The 17,828-nt window shown below is 54.6% G+C and carries 18 protein-coding genes and 1 pseudogene; 15 read left to right on the top strand and 4 right to left on the bottom strand.

Features of this window, described 5'->3' with window-relative positions; genetic code table 11:
- Nucleotides 1-105: 105 nt before the first annotated feature.
- Entirely contained in the window at nt 106-405 is a 300-nt protein-coding gene (locus tag RF819_RS00395; protein WP_078363148.1) for a CopK family periplasmic copper-binding protein, read from the top strand.
- 118 nt (nt 406-523) lie between these two features.
- Here RF819_RS00395 and RF819_RS21595 read toward each other — a convergent pair whose 3' ends face one another.
- Entirely contained in the window at nt 524-760 is a 237-nt protein-coding gene (locus RF819_RS21595; protein ID WP_242473019.1) for a hypothetical protein, read from the bottom strand.
- Between RF819_RS21595 and RF819_RS21590 the strand changes: the two are divergent.
- From RF819_RS21590 to RF819_RS00370, 6 genes and pseudogenes are all read left to right on the top strand, one after another.
- Nucleotides 751-906, top strand: a pseudogene (locus RF819_RS21590) (transposase); the annotation flags it as partial. The gene RF819_RS21595 and the pseudogene RF819_RS21590 overlap by 10 nt on opposite strands.
- Before the next feature lie 38 nt (nt 907-944).
- The gene (locus RF819_RS21845; protein WP_274610609.1) at nt 945-1,067 is read left to right on the top strand and encodes a hypothetical protein; all 123 of its coding nucleotides are present in this window, start codon (nt 945-947) and stop codon (nt 1,065-1,067) included.
- A 350-nt stretch (nt 1,068-1,417) separates the two neighbouring features.
- Nucleotides 1,418-2,524, top strand: a complete 1,107-nt coding sequence (locus RF819_RS00385; protein ID WP_143541538.1) for a TolC family protein — start codon at nt 1,418-1,420, stop codon at nt 2,522-2,524.
- Between the two features lie 15 nt (nt 2,525-2,539).
- Nucleotides 2,540-3,925, top strand: a complete 1,386-nt coding sequence (locus tag RF819_RS00380) for a multicopper oxidase family protein (RefSeq protein ID WP_078366690.1) — start codon at nt 2,540-2,542, stop codon at nt 3,923-3,925.
- Nucleotides 3,926-3,998: 73 nt separating this feature from the next.
- Nucleotides 3,999-4,490, top strand: coding sequence for a cupredoxin domain-containing protein (locus RF819_RS00375; RefSeq protein WP_078363146.1), 492 nt, complete (start codon nt 3,999-4,001; stop codon nt 4,488-4,490).
- Nucleotides 4,491-4,540: 50 nt separating this feature from the next.
- Nucleotides 4,541-4,882, top strand: coding sequence for a copper-binding protein (locus RF819_RS00370; RefSeq protein WP_078363145.1), 342 nt, complete (start codon nt 4,541-4,543; stop codon nt 4,880-4,882).
- Between the two features lie 121 nt (nt 4,883-5,003).
- Here the strand turns inward: RF819_RS00370 and RF819_RS00365 are convergent, their stop codons facing one another.
- Complete coding sequence (locus RF819_RS00365) at nt 5,004-5,447, bottom strand: DUF411 domain-containing protein (protein ID WP_078363144.1); 444 nt, start codon at nt 5,445-5,447, stop codon at nt 5,004-5,006.
- A 194-nt stretch (nt 5,448-5,641) separates the two neighbouring features.
- Here RF819_RS00365 and RF819_RS00360 point away from each other — a divergent pair, with 194 nt between their 5' ends.
- The 3 genes from RF819_RS00360 to RF819_RS00350 all read left to right on the top strand — a co-directional run bounded on the left by RF819_RS00360 (nt 5,642) and on the right by RF819_RS00350 (nt 8,659).
- The gene (locus tag RF819_RS00360) at nt 5,642-6,325 is read left to right on the top strand and encodes a heavy metal response regulator transcription factor (protein WP_078363143.1); all 684 of its coding nucleotides are present in this window, start codon (nt 5,642-5,644) and stop codon (nt 6,323-6,325) included.
- Nucleotides 6,316-7,716: a heavy metal sensor histidine kinase gene (locus RF819_RS00355; protein ID WP_078363142.1), complete on the top strand. Its 1,401-nt coding sequence runs from the start codon at nt 6,316-6,318 to the stop codon at nt 7,714-7,716. The genes RF819_RS00360 and RF819_RS00355 overlap by 10 nt, the downstream gene beginning before the upstream one ends.
- 319 nt (nt 7,717-8,035) lie before the next feature.
- Nucleotides 8,036-8,659 carry a tyrosine-type recombinase/integrase gene (locus tag RF819_RS00350; protein ID WP_078363141.1) on the top strand — a complete coding sequence of 208 codons (624 nt, stop codon included), beginning with the start codon at nt 8,036-8,038 and terminating at the stop codon, nt 8,657-8,659.
- Between the two features lie 591 nt (nt 8,660-9,250).
- Here the strand turns inward: RF819_RS00350 and RF819_RS00345 are convergent.
- A complete protein-coding gene (locus tag RF819_RS00345) occupies nt 9,251-10,228 on the bottom strand; it encodes an SOS response-associated peptidase family protein (protein ID WP_078363140.1) in 978 nt (325 codons plus the stop codon).
- Nucleotides 10,229-10,508: 280 nt separating this feature from the next.
- On the opposite strand from RF819_RS00345, the gene RF819_RS21585 reads away from it, so the two are divergent.
- A complete protein-coding gene (locus tag RF819_RS21585) occupies nt 10,509-11,072 on the top strand; it encodes a helix-turn-helix domain-containing protein (protein ID WP_242472974.1) in 564 nt (187 codons plus the stop codon).
- An 18-nt stretch (nt 11,073-11,090) separates the two neighbouring features.
- Here the strand turns inward: RF819_RS21585 and RF819_RS00335 are convergent, their stop codons facing one another.
- Entirely contained in the window at nt 11,091-11,423 is a 333-nt protein-coding gene (locus RF819_RS00335; protein WP_078363139.1) for a hypothetical protein, read from the bottom strand.
- Nucleotides 11,424-11,710: 287 nt separating this feature from the next.
- Between RF819_RS00335 and RF819_RS00330 the strand changes: the two genes are divergently transcribed.
- The 4 genes from RF819_RS00330 to RF819_RS00315 all read left to right on the top strand — a co-directional run bounded on the left by RF819_RS00330 (nt 11,711) and on the right by RF819_RS00315 (nt 17,826).
- Nucleotides 11,711-12,172 carry a hypothetical protein gene (locus tag RF819_RS00330; protein WP_078363138.1) on the top strand — a complete coding sequence of 154 codons (462 nt, stop codon included), beginning with the start codon at nt 11,711-11,713 and terminating at the stop codon, nt 12,170-12,172.
- A 182-nt stretch (nt 12,173-12,354) separates the two neighbouring features.
- Nucleotides 12,355-13,704, top strand: a complete 1,350-nt coding sequence (locus RF819_RS00325; protein ID WP_078363137.1) for a vWA domain-containing protein — start codon at nt 12,355-12,357, stop codon at nt 13,702-13,704.
- A gap of 173 nt (nt 13,705-13,877) precedes the next feature.
- Entirely contained in the window at nt 13,878-14,840 is a 963-nt protein-coding gene (locus RF819_RS00320) for a helix-turn-helix transcriptional regulator (RefSeq protein ID WP_078366688.1), read from the top strand.
- On the top strand, nt 14,833-17,826 hold the full coding sequence (locus RF819_RS00315; protein WP_078363136.1) for a DEAD/DEAH box helicase: 2,994 nt from the start codon (nt 14,833-14,835) through the stop codon (nt 17,824-17,826). Before RF819_RS00320 ends, RF819_RS00315 begins: the two co-directional genes overlap by 8 nt.
- Nucleotides 17,827-17,828: the final 2 nt, after the last annotated feature.

Here is a 17,828-nt window from a genome sequence, read left to right as displayed (position 1 = left end):
GACAGTACCCGAGTTCTACATTAACCCCAGTGATGCAGCAGTTGCATCACCAGCCCTACTGATGAACTCAACAGGGCACCGCAATCATCAAAATGGAGTTTTATCATGTCTATTCGCAAATCGCTGATCGCCTTGAGTCTTGTCGCTACCGCACTGTCGGCAGTTGCCGCAGGTCCGGATGTTTCAAAAGGCGATGCCGCTATCGTGCAGTCCGTGCAACTCAAGGATGGGACCACGATGCACCATTACAAGGACGGCAAGATGTCCATGGAAGATTCATTAGGAAAAATCGTTTACATGAAGGACGGCGTATCAATGGAAACCAGCGACGGAAAAACAATCTCCATGTCTGGTAACGAAGTTGCTAGACTCTTCACGCAAAAGAAATCGGAAACCCGCAAGTAAATTTCGGGGTGCAATCTACATCTTGGAGCGTCAGGAAGCCACAAAAGCGTCCTAGAACAAGATGTCGCACCTCCACCCGCATTCTTTATTCGGTCTTTCTGACTAAGGCAATGCTGATTTAGTCCCAACCTGGCCCGTGATTTGCATGATTCATTGCAAACACCGACTGCCAGATTTGTTGCATGGCTGCGAGCAACGCCTCTATGGCGACAGTGCCTATGCCAGCCAGAAGGAGCTGATCCACAGTGCCGCACCCAAGGCCAAAGACTTCACCAATCAGCGCAGTCGCCGCGCTGGGGTTGTCGTTGAGGCGATTTGCGCCAAGAACCGCAACATATCCAAAAAATCCGTTCACGCGTGGAGCATGTCTTTGCTGTGGTCAAGCGGCTGTGGGGATTTGGCAAGGTGCGATACCGCGGATTGCAAAAGAATGCGACACGGGTATTTACTGCTCTGGCACTGACCAACATCTATCTCAGTCGAGTGTGGTTGATGGCATAGGTGCGTCCATGAGGGCGCGATAGGGGGACGAAAGACCCATGAAACACCCCAAAGTGGGAAACGCTGGCTCGATTGGGCGCGGTTTCGACTACGTCGTCCGGTTTGACAACAACGGTATCACCGATACCGGTTTTTCCGACATCGGAAATAAGCACTTGTGATCAGAGCTCGCGGTCTTGATCCCCCCCCGGACTTCTGAGAAGCTAATGCACTACAGACAGTCACTTCTGTTATGCAAATCGGTCAGCAGCAAGTTGAAGCCTCAAAGCGACTTGACGTGATTGCACATCATTCAGTGCATTCGCCGACACAACCCACGCCAACAGCTTCAATGACAGCCCGATCTGATCAGGTGCGTGCAAGCAACGCCACTTTTTAGTGAGTTTTCTATTGTCGGATTTAACACATCACTGATGAACATTACGACTATGTAATTTTCAAGACATTCAAATGACATCCATTAGCCCGCACAATAAAACCTATTTGATCCACATCAAAAGGAAGTGAAATAGTGACTCTCAAACTTAAAATAAAACATGTGTGGCCGGTTATGGTTTTGGGTTTCGTGTCGATTCCATTGACATTGTCAGCACAGACGACTGCTCCCGACTCGGGCACAGACTGGCGAAGTGCAAACGATGCGGTGGGGCAACTCAAGCGAGGCCATGCAGATGTACTCAAATGGGAACAAGCCAATGAGTCGCCCTCGACAACACAAGGGCAGGTCGCCAATGGGCTCAAGCTGCTAACGATAGAAGATCTTACTCGTCAGGCTTGGCGAGCTCACCGCGATTTGGCTCGGTCGTTGACTCGTCTTGACACGGCCACTGTGGCACTTATCGTGACGGGCCGCTGGACTGAAGTTGACCCCAGCCTGCAGCGCAAAGTGGACGGTATGGACGAGGTGCTGGAGGTGGCCGTACAAGGGCGAAAAGCCTGGTTGCAAGCGGTTGCCACACGTCAAGCTCTGGCGCAGTACCGTGCAGCCCTGGATGCTACCGAAGCTGCAAATGAATTGGGCAGGCGCATGGTCAACGTGGGCAATTGGAGCAAGCTGCAACAGACTCAGATGCAACTGGCCCAGTCAACCGCCAAAATGAATCTGGTACGCGCCCAATACACAGCGGACCAGGCTCAGGCTGGTTTGATAAAGCTACTGGGTTTAAGTGGCCAATACACGCATGTGACGCTACCCAATTCCCTGCCAGATGTGCCCCCACAACTGGTGCCACGCGATGAATGGCAGAAAAAAGTAAAGGAGATACAAGCGCAATTGCCGGTTGCTGAAGGCATACGTAACCAATCCAACGTCGATTTGGCGTTGGCCGCATACCAGGCCAGCCACGCATTGGTCAAAGGCACGCGGGATGAGTTGCTTAAGACGCGCGAATTCATCAGCGAGGAAACTCTCCTGCACTACAACGGCATGTTGAGCAGCGTTTGGGATTTGCTGGGTGAATCCCGTAATCAATCACAGGCCGTGATTGATGCCATCGGTGCGCAGCGCGACTTCTGGATCGCCGAGGCCGACTTGCAATGGGTGTTGCATGGCGGTGAACCAGAAAGCTTTGTATCTCTGGGCGGTGGTGGTGAAACTGCCACACCAGCTGCGCACTAATAAGGAATGAAGAACATGCATCTCAATTCACGTCGACAATTTTTTGCAGGGGCTGCCGCATCGGTGGCTGGCTTGGCTGTGGCGCGTTCGGCGCTGGCTGGCTTGCCTGAGCCGGTCATCCAGACTTCGGTGGCAACGGCACCCCCGTTGATCCCTACCACGGGAAGACCCTATAACCCGGTTGTCACCCTAAACGGCTGGACCTTACCCTGGCGCATGAACAGCGGGGTCAAGGAGTTTCACTTGGTGGCTGAACCGGTGGTACGAGAAGTATCCCCAGGGTTCAAGGTCAACATGTGGGGCTACAACGGTCAAAGTCCGGGTCCCACCATCGAGGTGGTGGAAGGTGACAGCGTGCGCATTTTTGTCACCAACAAATTGCCCGAGCACACCACCATCCACTGGCATGGCCAGCGCTTGCCCAACGGCATGGACGGTGTCGGCGGGTTGACCCAGCGCGCCATTCCTATGGGCAAGACCTTTGTCTACGAGTTCGAGGCGCGTAGGCCAGGCACCTTCATGTACCACCCCCACGCGGATGAGATGGTGCAAATGGCTATGGGCATGATGGGCATGTGGGTGACGCACCCGAAGGCCAAACACCCGTACATCAGCGAGGTGAACCGGGATTTCTGCTTTTTACTCAACGCCTTTGACATAGAACCTGGCAGCAAAACGCCCAAGATCAACACCATGACGGACTTCAACATCTGGTGCTGGAACAGCCGTGTCTTTCCGGCGATCGATACCTTGAACGTGCGGCTGAATGACCGTGTTCGCATCCGGGTCGGTAACCTCACCATGACCAACCATCCGATTCATCTGCATGGCCATGAATTTCTGGTCACTGGGACAGACGGTGGTCCGACACCGCCCAGCACACGCTGGTATGAGGTCACCACGGATGTGGCGGTGGGGCAGATGCGCCAGATTGAACTGATTGCTGACGAAGAAGGCGACTGGGCCATGCACTGCCATAAAAGCCACCACACCATGAACGCCATGGGGCACGCCGTACCAACGATGATCGGTGTGGATCACCGCGGACTGGTCGGAAAGATCCAGAAAGTGGTACCTGACTACATGCTGATGGGCGAGCGCGGCATGGCCGACATGGGCGAAATGCAGATGCCCATCCCCGACAACACGGCTCCCATGATGACCGGCACAGGCCAGTTTGGCCCATTGGAAATGGGCGGCATGTTCACGGTGTTCAAGGTGCGCAAAGACCAGAAGCAGGGGGACTACAGCGACCCCGGACCATACAAGTTTCCAGCCGGCACCGTGGCTTACGAGTGGAATGGCACCACACCACAGACCGCACGCCCAACTGGCAGTACCGAGACTGCGCCTGCTGCTGCAAGCGCCATCAAGCCCAGTGGTAAAGGAGTGTCGCACTAACTGTAAAACACCGCCAAAGCCATTTGTCGCTCAATTTTTTCAGCGTTATCAACCCTCCATTAAATAAGTAAACATGAAATTTGCAAAACTCCTCCTGTCGAAGTCTTCCACACTGGTTTCCATCGCATTGCTTGCAGCATCTTCTGCCGCATTGGCCTCGGGATCTCACGCTGGAGGACATGGTGATTCGCCCACTGGAAAACCCGGAGTCGCTTCCAAAGTCAACCGTACGATCGAAATGGAGATGATGAACGGCATGCGCTTCAAACCCTCTGAAATTCGGGTCAAAAAGGGGGAAACGATCCGCTTTGTCTTAAAAAACACCGATGGCGTCAAACATGAATTCAGCCTGGGAACAGAAAAGGAACTGCTGGAACACTACGAGGTCATGAAGAAGTTTCCCGATATGGAACACGACGAGCCGAACAAGATCAGTCTGGCACCGGGCAAGCAGGGAGATGTGATATGGCAATTCACAAAGGCGGACACCATCAATTTTGCGTGTCTGCACCCAGGGCACTTCGAGGCAGGTATGAAAGGCCGCGTCATCGTAGCCGCCAAGTAAGGTCAACTCGCTATCGGTCTTTTGACTATTACCTTTTCAGGAAATACTTCATGAAACAAACGAAACCTTTGCTGGCTGCAATAGCCATAACCCTGCCGTCCCTATTTTTTGGCTCAGTTTTTGCCCAGACGTCCCCAGACCACAACACAATGGATATGTCTGCAAAGCCTAGCTTGACAGACGGGGAAGTTCGAAAAATCGACAAAGAAACGGGAAAACTCACTATCAAACATGGCGAGATTAAACACCTTGAGATGCCTCCAATGACCATGGTTTTTGTGGCCAGAGACAAGTCCATGCTCGACATGGTAAAGGCTGGAGACAAGGTGCGCTTCATGGTTCTTCACGAAAATGGCCAGATGATCGTCACAGAGCTACAGCCAATCAAGTAACTGACATGATGCAATCGCCCAGTGCGGATACCTGGCGCATTGGGCTTCATGTATCACTCCCGAGCTCGAAGCACAATTGACCAAAATAGGGGGAACCGTTGCTGTTGCGCGCGACTTGTGCTCATGAATAGGCATGAAAGACAGAGGAAGATCCATCGCGCTGAACCAACAGAACGTTGTAAGGATCTTTACGGCCCCCGTATTCAGGGCCGTCCATACCAGGTGAGCCAACCGGCATACCCGGAACCGCCAATCCAACTGCACGCGGTCGCTCGATTAACAAGCGACGGATGTCGCGTCCTGGCACATGGCCCTCAAGGACATAGCCCTTAACGAGCGCTGTATGACAGGAGCCCAATTTTTCTGGCATGCCGATCTTGCTTCGCTGGGCAGTTTTGGCTGACTCGCTCACCATGTAGGTCTTGACATCAAAACCTTCTTTTTCCAAGTGCGAAATCCAATCCTTACAGCAACCACAGGTTGGCGTTTTCCACACCTCGATCAACTCACGCGAAGGTGCCGCTTGTACTGCCACCCAAGGCAACACAAGAACGCCAATGACCATTTCCCGCCGGTTCACATTTGAATTTTTAGTCAAACCATTTCCTTTCACATCAACATGCAATGAGTAAAAGATGAAGTGTGACCGTTGCCACCTAACAGTTCGATGAGCCGAATATTACATTCTTGTTATCTGTACATCTACGGGACTGTTGCAATCGAAAATGGCACCAGATTAGAAAACATTGAAGGGACGCCATGAAAATCTTAATAGTTGAAGATGAGCAAAAGACCGGGGATTACCTCAAACAAGGTTTGCTTGAAGCGGGGTTTGTCACAGATCTGTTGCGCAACGGGACAGACGGTTTACACAGCGCACTCACTGAAGATTACGACTTGGTCATACTGGATGTGATGCTGCCGGGCATAGATGGATGGGGGGTGTTGGCAGGCATTCGACGCTCAGGCAAGGACATTCCAGTGCTGTTTTTGACTGCCCGCGATCATGTTGATGATCGAGTGAAGGGCCTAGAGCTCGGAGCCGATGACTATTTGGTCAAACCGTTTGCGTTCTCAGAACTGCTAGCCCGTGTTCGAACCCTTTTGCGCAGAGGATCCAAGGTTTCTGCCGCGGACTATTTGGAGGCATCCAATTTGCATCTTGATTTGATGCGTCGTCGGGTTACCCGTGCTGGAAAGCGCATTGACCTTACAGCCAAAGAGTTCGCACTACTTGAATTGCTTTTACGCCGCCAGGGCGAGGTGTTGCCGCGCTCGTTGATTGCCTCTCAAGTGTGGGATATGAATTTTGACTCTGACACCAATGTGATCGAAGTTGCAATGCGACGTTTGCGCGCCAAGGTAGATGACGATTTCGAACCCAAGCTCATACGCACAATTCGCGGAATGGGCTATGTTTTGGAGAATCCAGATTGCGCCTGAACAGAAAAAGATCAATCACGCTGGAGCTGACTTTACTATTTTCGATTACTTCTACCGTGGTTCTAATGACACTCGGGTTTGTCATTTCCTCAACGGTTGAAAAGCACTTTGAAGAACAAGATATGGAGGTTTTGACGGCCAAAATGATGTTGACTCGTCATACCTTTGAAAAATTTGACTCACCAAGTGATCGCCAACAGATTACGCAAGTTCTAAATGATGCACTCGTCGGCCACTATGGTTTGGACTTGATCGTGTATGACGCAAAGGGCGAGACGATCTTTTCCACACCTGACGCTACTTTCCCCAAAGAATTGGTCATGTCAAGCGCCGCCAATCACCCGAACAAACCTTTCCGGTGGCAGTCTAGTGAGCAGTCGTATCGGGGCATTGCCGATGAGGTGTCGATTGGTACTGATCCCGGGGTCAAGGTCATCGTGGCGACGTCCATGGACATCATGCATCACCTGGCATACATGCAGTCGTTCGTGCAAACCTTATGGCTGTTTGTCGCAGTTGCTGCTGCTTTTAGCGGCTTGCTCGGATGGGCTGCTGTGAGACGTGGACTGCAACCCCTGCGCGCCATGCGCGATCAAGCTCAGGTTGTAACGGCTCAACAGCTCAATCGACGTGTAAAGGTAGATTCAGTGCCACTCGAGCTAGAAGAGCTTGCGCAGTCACTCAATGACATGCTGGCCCGCCTTGAAGAAGCCTTTGAGCGCCTTTCCGATTTTTCTTCAGATATTGCGCATGAATTACGTACGCCTGTCAGTAACCTGATGACTGAGACCCAAGTCTCGTTAACGCGAATGCGCAGTGCCGATGAGTACCGCAGCATTCTTGAATCGAACGCCGAAGAATTGGATCATATGACCCGGATGATTTCAGACATGCTTCTGTTAGCCAAGTCCGAAAACAGTTTGACGGCATCAGGCTGCACGTCAATTACGCTGGCTCAGGAGATCAAAGCTCTCTTTGATTACTATGATGCTGTGGCAGAAGAAAAGGGATTACGGCTCATCCTTGAAGGTGACGCGATCGTGAATGCCGACAGGTTTATGTTGAGGCGGGCCATTGGGAATATTATGTCCAACGCCATTCGACATTCGGCACCAAATGGATCGATTAATGTTTGCATTTCGCAGGAATCCGATTGGGTTTTGATGAGAATTGAAAACACGGGTGATTTCATTCCAGAGGAATATCTGGAACGTATTTTTGATCGATTTTTCAGAGTTGACACTGCACGTCAACGCCGTGACGGAACTGGCCTCGGTCTGGCAATTGCCAAGTCCATCGTCTTAGCACATGGAGGAAGCATTTCTGCAGCCTCATCGACAACCATCACCGCGTTCACAATCAGATTGCCGCGCGTTTCAGCGATGCGGTGATTTTCTATCTGATCATGAGGAACTCCGGTTCAAACGTGAGAACCCAGGCTTGGATCCAGATCCATGGGCAAGCATTTGAAGCCGTGTGAACGCTTTTGCGATGCGATGCCCACGGTGCAATCAATCATGCAAGACATTGCCTTACTGCCATCGTTTGACCGTCCGCTTTGTAGCAGGTAGTTGCGAAAGTCGAATGGCTCTTGTGGGCACCGACAAGCCGATGGCCAATGTCAGCTGTCCGGCATTCCACGGCCGGATCGAATTGACTATTCGCACAACCGGTCCACAGTTGTTCTCCCCCAACTTTTAGGAGATCATTGTGGACACTACAACCGCTTCGCCTGCCAAGATTCCATGGAACAAGGGAAAAATTGTTGGTCAAAAGTCACCTCTCAAGCTCAAAGACATCTGGGCCATCAGGATTCGACTACAGCTCAACAAAAGGACTCGAGAACTGGCGTTGTTTGATCTGGGGCTGGATAGCAAACTCAGGGCCTGCGATTTGGTGAAATTGCGCGTCAATGACATCTGTCATGGTGATCGCGTCTCGACCCGCGCCATCGTCTTGCAACAAAAAACATCATTGCCGGTTCAGTTTGAAATCACACAGCCTACTCGTGAAGCGGTCGAGACCTGGATCAAAGAGTCATCACTGAAGGCGGACGACTACTTGTTTCCGAGCCGCGTTCATGAATCACCACATCTGGGCACGCGACAGTACGCCCGAATTTTGGACAGTTGGATTAAGGAGATCGGTTTAGATCCTGCCCAATATGGAACCCATTCCATGCGCAGAACCAAAGCGACCCTGATCTATCGCCGAACCAAGAACCTTCGGGCAGTGCAACTGCTGCTGGGCCACACCAAAATCGAGAGCACGGTGCGTTATCTGGGAATCGAAGTCGAAGATGCACTGGAGCTCGCCGAGCAGACAGACATCTGATTGACCAGTTTTCTCTTTGACTTGTTGCATCGGGAATGGCGAAAACCCAGCCTTGATCCGTTAGCATTCCAGGCGCCCCCTGCTGAAAGGGATTACTGATGGGGCAAATTGACAGCGTCATTTGGCTGCCGGACAGCGGTCATTCGCGACTGACAGCAACTGGCCCTTTGCGGGCATCGGCGACGCTCCAAAAGCTGACGCTAAGCGGGTGAGCTCACAGCGGGCCCTAGACCTTCGTTGTCGCCAACATAGATGCGGTTCCTGTATTGGAAGAAGCCCGTTGCTCCAATTGACAAGTCCGTTTCCCGTAATCGGTGGGAACGATTTGTTCTGCATCAGTAATTCTCTGTGAATGGGCTGTTTGAGAACCATTCTTGTATTTATCGGAGCAACTGGCAAGACTAGCGATCCCGCGAAGCAATGGAATGATCAGAAACTTCATGTTTCACCTAGCCAAAATAAGGTGCTGCGTGGTCGTCAGATTGTGAGTCGTTCAGATAGATAAGAACACTGACGAGTGATCAGTCCGACCGGAATACGCAACCTTCGGGGGACTATCTGTAGAGGTGAAACGGCCCAACGCAATCCAAGTCAGGCCGCGAGGCGATGCTCAAAATATGGCCGCTGCCGGTCATCCAAAATTGCGTACAAGTCCGATAGATTACGTGGGTTCTGGCTCAACCAAGCTTCCATGTTCTTGTACTTGATCGGAATGATGCACCGGTCATGCCCAACAGCTGCTACTTCTTCCGGTGGGGTGTCGGTGATGGCGGCAAAGGAGTCCAGGTCGGACTCGCCTTCACCACGCCAGTGTGACCACAAACACGCGACCAGCATGTCTTGCTGAGGTCTGGGCCTGAATTCCAGGATCACATTCTCTAAGCCATCACCCTCGTGACCGTTGCCGGTGCTGGCCGCCGTTGGACGTGGACGGGTGACATGCTCATAGAAGGCATTGACGACCATCAGGCCATGGCTGTGACCGAACTGTCGCTTCCAGAATCCCTCCAGGTTGTCGCGCCTGGCGTTGTAGGTGCCCGGGTACTGGCGGTCATAGCTGACAGGCTTGCCAGCAGGTCGGCATTGGTAACGCATGGGTTTGAGCACCCGCCGACCGTCTTCGATCACCATCACCGGTGCATAAGTACCCGGATAGATTCTGCTGTCATCGTCCTGGAGTTCCCTGCGTCGGAGGTCTGCCAGCTTGGCCAGAATCCACTCGACCTTGCTGCCTGAGATGCGCTGTGCCTCCAGTGCTGCCTTGGTGGTTTTGGACTGCAAGGCGCGCTGTGCATCGGCCAAACGAGCGCGCTGCTTGAAGAGCTCCTGTTCAAGTTTGAGTGCCTGCTGGGTTTGCCAGATGCCTACTGCTGCCCGGATTTGCTTGAATCCTTCCTCCGAGGGATTCAATGGGTCGGTGAACGCCATCTCCATGGCCTTGGGTATCTTGATCTTGTCGTTGTCCAGGCGGCTCCAGAAAAGCTGCACGAACGCTTCCAGATCAAGCTGTCCGTCGAATTGCCGGACATACTTCCGGTAGTCTTGCCAGATTTGGGCGCTGTAGCACATGGGATATCAGTGTGCCCCATCTTGATTGCGCCTGCAGGGGGAGCGACTGCTCCCCCTGCAGGCCAGTCGTTTATCAACCTCGGCGGCTGCCTGCGAGGCCGCCACGCAGTGGGCGCGCAAGTCAATGTGGCACTGGAATGCGCCGCCGTTTCACAACCACCACCACAGCAGGGGCGCAGCGCACAGGCACTGGCTGAGCAACAAACGGCCGATCTAGCACCTTGGCGTGAGCTGTCGCTGCGGCAAGATGCTTGTTGTCTGCATTGCTCAAGGGCGTCACATGGTCACCAACCACCAGGACGAATTCATCCCCCAGCTTGGCCAGGGCACCGATTTGCATGCCGTGACGGGCGCTACCCAGCAATTTGAGGGGGTCATCGGGCAAACGCTCATGGGTGTGCTTGGCCCATTCGAGGGGTCCAAGGCGCACGTTCCAGCGGGATTTCTCTTTCACTTCAAGGCTCGGCAGTTAAGTTCGTTGCCGGTATTGTCTGACCTTGGCGAGGCTAAGATGCCTCATGGTCGGCTTGGTCACCGACCAAATTTAATTTCAATTATCGTCAACATGCAGATGCAAATGCCCACCCCAACGGGTGACGAACTCAAGGCAGCAAGGGTCAAGGTGGGCTTGAGCCAAGTTCAGGCTGCGGTCTTGATGGGCTATCCCGTTCAGTCCGGCAGTCGGGGAGGGCAGCAATCCCGGACCTGGCAGGCGCTTGAAAGCTCGCAGGACCCGCGCAAGATGCCTGGCCCCATCTTTGCCATGTTCCAGCTTCTAACGGATAGCCATCCAGAATTTTCATTGGTCAAGAAAGAGTCACCAGCAGAGACCAGTGCGTCCTGAACTATTTGGCTGGTTTCGCTAGCCGAAGAGGTTGTCCAAATCGTCCTGGGATAGTTTTGAATCGCCTTGAATTTCATCATCGACTTTGGGCGCATCACCAGACGCGATTTCTTCCTCGATAACTCTTTCAAGGTGTCGCGGATCGACACCCAGAATGCGCAATACCGGCCTGCCACAGTGCTCAGGAAAGGCAACAATCAGCTTTCTTGTGGAATTCCAGTATCCTTGCACGACACCCACCCGGCCCTCAAGTCGTTTTTTGTCTGCAAGCGTTAGTAAGGCCAGCCGATCCTCGTTGAAGCGAACGTGGTCGCCCAATGAAATTTTGCTGAGTGAATTCTCAAATGCCATCTACGACGATTTACTGAAATTTGGTTCTGACTGAAGGAGCCATGATTATGGTGGTCATGGCGCCTCGACGGCATGCCATTGTTGTTGAGCACATTCAAGCTCGGATGGCTCAGCGGCCAGCGATGAGTTTGTAGAACCTCCAAATCCGGTGTTCATGGTGTGTTTTTGGCTCAACCCGGTGTCATGAAGGACCATCAAGTGATGCGTACCAGACGAACAGGCTCATGTCACGAGCCTTGCACCCGTCAAGCTCATGGCTTTCCACATCCACACAGAGAGGAATCACCATGACCCCAGTACGCTACTCACCCCTGCCCATCGAGAGTTACAGTTTCTCGGCCAAGTCTCAAATCCTCACAGAAGACCCGGATGCATGGAACCTAGCGTACCTTTCATGGGATTTTGAGACCTGCCAGCGCTGGCCCGACCCCAATTTCAGTACCCATGTCCGGCGCACCCTCCAGTTTGTGCCCACCACCGGCAAACTTGACCTGGCAGGCTCCGAACACATTCGCGACACCGTCAGGTGGATGGTCAGAAACCCCGCACCCAGGGTCGTCAAGTTGTTGCTGGCGATGCCGCGCTTCAAAGAGCTCCCGCTGTACCAAGCCTATGGTGACACCTGGGCTGAGACCATCCTGGCCCGTTCCTTCCTTTACCGAGAGCCGGATGACCAAATTTTTGACGTTGAGATCAACGATGTCAGCCTGGCCATGACCGCCATCAGGCTACTGCGGTCGAAGCAGTGACACCGCACGCCAGGCTCACCAGATGACCCTGACTTACCTGTAAAACCACGCGACTGGCTGGGTAAACGAACAGCCCCACAGGTGCACGCTGTGGACTTCAGCAAGCCCAAACTCTTTACCTGACGACGATGGATCAGGCCCTTTGAGAGGTCATCACATCGTCAACCCCTAAGGAGAAAACCATGACCCAAGCCACCATTCTGCTGTCACCCATCAAATCCGCCGTCTCCGCCCAAGGCGGTGTTCTTGAAGTCCTGGTCCGTGTCCAGGCTCCCGATGCACCTGATACAGCCAAAGCCACCATCATCCCTAAGCGTCTCTCCCTGGTAGTGGACCGTTCCGGCAGCATGGACGGTCAACCTCTGACAGAAGCACTGCGTTGTGTCACCCACATTGCCGAGCGCATGACACCGGCTGATTTCCTCTCGGTCGTGGTGTACGACGACAAGGTCAATGTGTTGATGCCACTGACAGCCATGACCAAGCCAAGCCGGATCCAACAAGCGGTGTCTCAAGTGGTCAGCGGTGGCATGACAAACCTCTTTGGTGGCTGGGAGGCGGGTGCCAAACAGCTCGAAGGCGGCGTCGCCTCCTCCATCTCCCGGGTGATCCTGCTTTCCGATGGTCAGGCCAACCATGGTCTGTGTGACATCCCTGTTATTGAAAAACACTGCAGCGCTTTACTGGCCCGTGGCATTAGCACCACCACCGTTGGTCTGGGCGGTGGCTTCAATGAAAACCTGATGATCGCCATGGCCCGTGCCGGTGGTGGGCAACAGTATTACGGTCAGACCGCAGAAGACCTGTTTGACAGCTTTGACGAAGAGTTCCAACTGCTGCATGCCCTGTGTCTGCGACAGCTTGACCTCAAACTCATCCCAGCCCCCGGTGTCATCATCGAACACATGGGCCTGGTGCAGAAGAACCCGGATGGCAGTTACCGAATTAGCGACCTGGCGTGGGACTCTGAAAGCTGGATGATGCTGCGTCTGCATGTCAGCCCAAGTGCCGTCGGTGACACCCGTGACCTGCTGGCAGCCTCACTGCAAGCCCATACCCCCGAAGGTGAGGCAGTCAGCACCCACGCGGCCATGCTCAGTTTGTCCGCAGTGGACGCTACAGCCTTTGCCGCCTTGGCGCCCGACCAGAGCGTTTTGGACCGCATGCAGGAAGTCGAGTTCGCCCAATCCAGCCAGGAATTGCACACCCTGGTGCAGCAAGGCGAGATCCTGATGGCCCGCAAGCTGTTGACGGACCTGGAGACGCGCTTCAGCCAACACCCATGGCTACAAGAAAAGCTGCAGCGCCTGCGTGAACTAGCCCAGCGCGATCCAGAAATGATGGGCAAGGAAGCGTGTTTCTCGGCCATGCGCATGTCCAGTCGCTTGTCGGCCAAGTCGGAAGTCCGTTACAGCGTGGATGAGACCGATCTGGCTATCCCGGCCTTCTTGCGCAAGAAGGGCCAAGAGGGCAGGGGTCGTAGCCAGCCGCATGTCGCATCGCCTGGCATTTCACCCAACAACCCGGTCTGACCGGACACCTATCACGCTGTCACACAGGGTGAACGCAGGGAGCTGCTCCACAGGGTAAAAATTGAGAGTTTCATTGATGAAACCCGCCCTGTGGAGCCCATTGAATCGAATATCATTTGTAATGCCTGTCTATCAAAAGTTAAAGAACAAACGGGTAACCATGGGGAGTGATGATGAGTGAGGTGGTGCGTCTTTATCGTTTCAAGGGCTTGCTGAGCAGTCGCGCCGCCATCTCTGCCGACGAACTCATGACAGCGCTGGAAATCTCCCGCGCCACCCTCAAGCGCGACATCGCCAAGTTGCGTGACCAACTCCATGTGCCCATCGTCTACAACCGTGAACTCGGTGGCTACCAGTTGGAGCGGGACCAAACGGCGAGCGAATTGCCTGGTCTGTGGTTCAGCCAGGAAGAAATCCTGTCCCTGGTCACCATCCAGCATTTGTTGGAGCAACTGGAACCTGGTCTGTTGGGCGCCAAGTTGCAACCCCTTCAGAAGCGCCTGGCCCAATTGATGGACAAGCACGGTTTGGCCAGCCAGGACGTTGCAAAACGCATTCGCATTGTTCATGCGGGCAAACGCCAGGTGGTTGCAAAGTCGTTTGAGCTGGTGGCAGCCGCCACCATGGCTGGTAAGCGCCTGAATATCTGGCATTTCAACCGACAAAACGGCATCACCACCGAGCGGGAAGTCTCACCACAGCGTCTGGTGCATTACCGGGATAACTGGTACCTGGATGCCTGGTGCCACCTGCGGGACGATGTGCGCAACTTCAGCATTGATGCCATCACCCAGTTGGAGGTGCTGGAAACCAAAGCCAAAGAAGTGTCCACCAAAGCCATTGACCAGGCCCTGGGTAACAGCTACGGCATCTTCAACGGTGCGGCGCAGGCTTGGGCCAAATTGAAGTTCACGCCTGAGCGGGCGCGCTGGGTGGCTGGCGAGACCTGGCACCCGATGCAAGAGACTGCCTTCGATGCCGATGGCAGCTATGTGCTGTCGTTTCCATATGCGGATGACCGGGAGCTGATTGGCGACATCATGCGTTATGGCGCGGATGTGCAAGTGCTTTCGCCTGCGACACTGCGGTCAAAGGTTCAAAAATGTTTTCTGGAGGCCGCGGCCAAGTATGTTTGATCGTTCTGAGAGTCTTGCCCCTGGTACCCGTGCTGTTATCCGCGACGAAGAATGGCTCATCCGACGCGTTGACCCGGCAACCGATGGCGGCTGGTTACTCACCTGTGATGGCATCTCGGAATTGGTGCGCAGTCAATCAGCTCTATTTCTAACCACCCTCGAGGACAAGATTGAGATCCTCGACCCCGCCACCACGGCACTGGTGCCGGACAACAGTCCTACCTACAACGCCACCCTGCTGTATCTGGAAAGCCAGCGTCGCCGCAGCGTGGCGAATGACGAACGCATCCATCTGGGCCACCGAGGTGTGATGAACTTGGTGCCCTACCAGCTTGACCCCGCGCTGCAGGCATTGCGCCAACCCCGTGCGCGCATCTTGATCGCTGACGCTGTTGGCCTGGGTAAGACGCTTGAAGCGGGTGTACTGGCTACCGAGCTCATCCAGCGAGGCCGTGGCAAACGCATCCTGGTGGTCACCCAAAAAGCCATGCTGACCCAGTTTCAAAAGGAGTGGTGGAGCCGTTTTTCTATTCCCTTGGTGCGGCTCGACTCCGTTGGCCTGGCTCGTGTGCGCAACCGTATTCCTGCCAACCATAACCCGTTCAACCACTTTGACCGCAGCATCATCTCCATTGACACGCTGAAGTCCAATCTGGAATACCGCAACTATCTCGAAAACGCTTGGTGGGACATCATCGTCATTGACGAGTGTCACAACGTAGCTGCCAGGGCCGGGGAGTCGGGTGTGTCCCGCCGCGCCCGCCTGGCCCGACTGTTGGCCACCCGATCTGACACGCTTATGCTGCTGTCGGCCACCCCGCATGACGGCTCTGCCCGCAGTTTTGCGTCCCTCATGGCATTGCTCGACCCCACCGCCATTTCCGACCCAGACGACTACACGCCGGATGACTTCAAAAGCAAAGGCCTGGTGGTACGCCGGTTCAAGAAAGACATCAAAGACCAGGTGACAGCTGATTTTCAGGAGCGCGTGACCACCTGTTTACGTCAATCGGCCAGCGCCCATGAGGAAGCCGCTTACCGCGCCCTGCTTGACATCAGATTCACCCAAGGCGGTGAGCACCGCGCGGGCAAACAGCAAGAGCTGCAACGCGTCGGCATGCAAAAAGGCTTGTTCTCCAGCCCGGCAGCAGCGCTGGAGTCCACCTGCAAGCGCATGCAGGTGCTGCAGACCAAGTCCAGCCCGACCGCAGATGAAGCCACTGAAGTTCAGGGATTGCAGGATTTTTCCGACGCCCTCAAGGTGCTGACTTCAGACGAGTCCGCCAGCGCGTTCAGCAAGTACCAGCGTTTACTGGGCCATTTGACGTCTAACGAATTCGCTTGGCAAAAGACCGATGCCAATGATCGCCTGGTCATCTTCTCTGAGCGGATCGAGACCTTGCGCTGGCTGCAGAACCAACTGGGTCAAGACCTCAAGCTCAAAGCCAACCAGATTGAACTGCTGCACGGCCAGATGGCTGACACAGAGCAGCAGTCCTTGGTGGAGCGATTTGGCCGCCTGGAAGATCCCCTGCGCGTGCTGCTGTGTTCAGACGTGGCCAGTGAAGGCCTGAACCTGCACTACTTCTGTCACCGTCTGGTGCATTTCGACATGCCCTGGTCGCTGATGGTGTTTCAGCAGCGCAACGGCCGGGTGGACCGTTACGGCCAGAAGCACCAACCACAAATCGTCTACCTGTTCACCGAGTCACTCAACGACAAGATCCGTGGCGACCTGCGTATTCTTGAGATTCTGGAAAGAAAAGACGAACAAGCCACCTCCAACCTGGGTGACCCGTCTGCCTTCCTGAACGTCTTTGACCCAGACAAAGAGGCTGAAAAAGTCGCCAACTTCATGGTCGACGGTCTGACTCCAGAGCAGGTCGAAACCACGCTGGACGCAGCCGCCGCTTCAGAAAACGACAACGAAGCCGACTGGATGATGCAGTTGTTTGGCGCAGGCCCATCGCCCGCAGCAAACGGCGCTGAACCGTCAGGCAGCGGGGCCGGCTCATCCGGGCACACCGGCAACAGCCTGTCACAAATCACCGAGCCCACCTCGCTTTTCAAAAACGACTACCACTACGCCCACACAGCCCTCAAGCAAATCAACCAGCCTGAGATGCTGTGCCAGTGGACGGCACATGACGCCGAGCAGATCATCGCCATCACTGCGCCTGCAGATCTGCAAGACCGCTTGCGCCAGTTGCCCCGAGAAGCTCAGGCCGCCAATGATCACTACGCCTTGTGTGCCGACCCGTCGCGTATGGCCACCGCCATCGAGACCGCACGCCAGGCCAAGGCTGAAGACGACACCTGGCCACAACTGCATTACCTCTGGCCCCAGCACCCAGTGCTGGAATGGCTGGGTGACCGTGTTCTGAACCACTTTCCCCGCCACAGCGCACCCGTGCTGCAAAACCACAAGCTGCGCCCTGGTGAGCAGGCCTTCATCCTGATGAGCCTGGTGCCCAACCGCAAAGGCCAGCCCTTGCTGGTGGAGTGGCAGGTGGCTTGCCGTGTTGGCAACCACGGGGCCTTTACCCTGGAGCCGTTCACATCCTTTACTCACCGCGTGGGGCTGCAAGCAGGTGGTTTGCCCAATCGTGGCACCTCTGACGCGCTGGCCAGCGCCACCCGTTTGTTGCAAGCAGCGTTGCCAGACGCCGTGGCCACCATGCATGCGCACATGCTGCAGTTGCAAGGTGAATTTGCCACCCAGTCCGCATTGCGCCTGCAAAACACGCTCCAAAGTCTGGAGCAGTTGCAAAAGAGGCAAATCGTTCAGCTTGAATTGCGCCTGGCGGGCCAGATCGAAACTGTCAAACGCAGCCGCTTTGAGCGGCGTAGCCAGCAAATTGGCCGCGTGTTCGACGACTACCGTGAATGGGTTAAAGACACCCTTACCACCGAACCCCAGCCCTGGATCCAGGTGCTGGCGGCGCTGTGCAACCCCGCCTCCGGCGATACCTCTACGGGAGCCTGACC

The organism is Rhodoferax fermentans (assembly GCF_002017865.1).
In the GTDB taxonomy this organism is placed as follows: Bacteria; Pseudomonadota; Gammaproteobacteria; order Burkholderiales; family Burkholderiaceae_C; genus Rhodoferax; species Rhodoferax fermentans.
This window is presented reverse-complemented; position numbering and strand designations above follow the sequence as displayed.

Coding starts and splice junctions, on each gene's coding strand:
- RF819_RS00375 (WP_078363146.1), top strand. CDS start 3,999: ATGAAATTTGCAAAACTCCTCCTGTCGAAGTCTTCCACACTGGTTTCC.
- RF819_RS00320 (WP_078366688.1), top strand. CDS start 13,878: ATGAGTGAGGTGGTGCGTCTTTATCGTTTCAAGGGCTTGCTGAGCAGT.
- RF819_RS00365 (WP_078363144.1), bottom strand. CDS start 5,447: ATGGTCATTGGCGTTCTTGTGTTGCCTTGGGTGGCAGTACAAGCGGCA.
- RF819_RS00325 (WP_078363137.1), top strand. CDS start 12,355: ATGACCCAAGCCACCATTCTGCTGTCACCCATCAAATCCGCCGTCTCC.
- RF819_RS21845 (WP_274610609.1), top strand. CDS start 945: ATGAAACACCCCAAAGTGGGAAACGCTGGCTCGATTGGGCGCGGTTTC.
- RF819_RS00395 (WP_078363148.1), top strand. CDS start 106: ATGTCTATTCGCAAATCGCTGATCGCCTTGAGTCTTGTCGCTACCGCA.
- RF819_RS00330 (WP_078363138.1), top strand. CDS start 11,711: ATGACCCCAGTACGCTACTCACCCCTGCCCATCGAGAGTTACAGTTTC.
- RF819_RS00370 (WP_078363145.1), top strand. CDS start 4,541: ATGAAACAAACGAAACCTTTGCTGGCTGCAATAGCCATAACCCTGCCG.
- RF819_RS21585 (WP_242472974.1), top strand. CDS start 10,509: ATGGTCACCAACCACCAGGACGAATTCATCCCCCAGCTTGGCCAGGGC.
- RF819_RS00345 (WP_078363140.1), bottom strand. CDS start 10,228: ATGTGCTACAGCGCCCAAATCTGGCAAGACTACCGGAAGTATGTCCGG.
- RF819_RS00315 (WP_078363136.1), top strand. CDS start 14,833: ATGTTTGATCGTTCTGAGAGTCTTGCCCCTGGTACCCGTGCTGTTATC.
- RF819_RS00335 (WP_078363139.1), bottom strand. CDS start 11,423: ATGGCATTTGAGAATTCACTCAGCAAAATTTCATTGGGCGACCACGTT.
- RF819_RS00380 (WP_078366690.1), top strand. CDS start 2,540: ATGCATCTCAATTCACGTCGACAATTTTTTGCAGGGGCTGCCGCATCG.
- RF819_RS00360 (WP_078363143.1), top strand. CDS start 5,642: ATGAAAATCTTAATAGTTGAAGATGAGCAAAAGACCGGGGATTACCTC.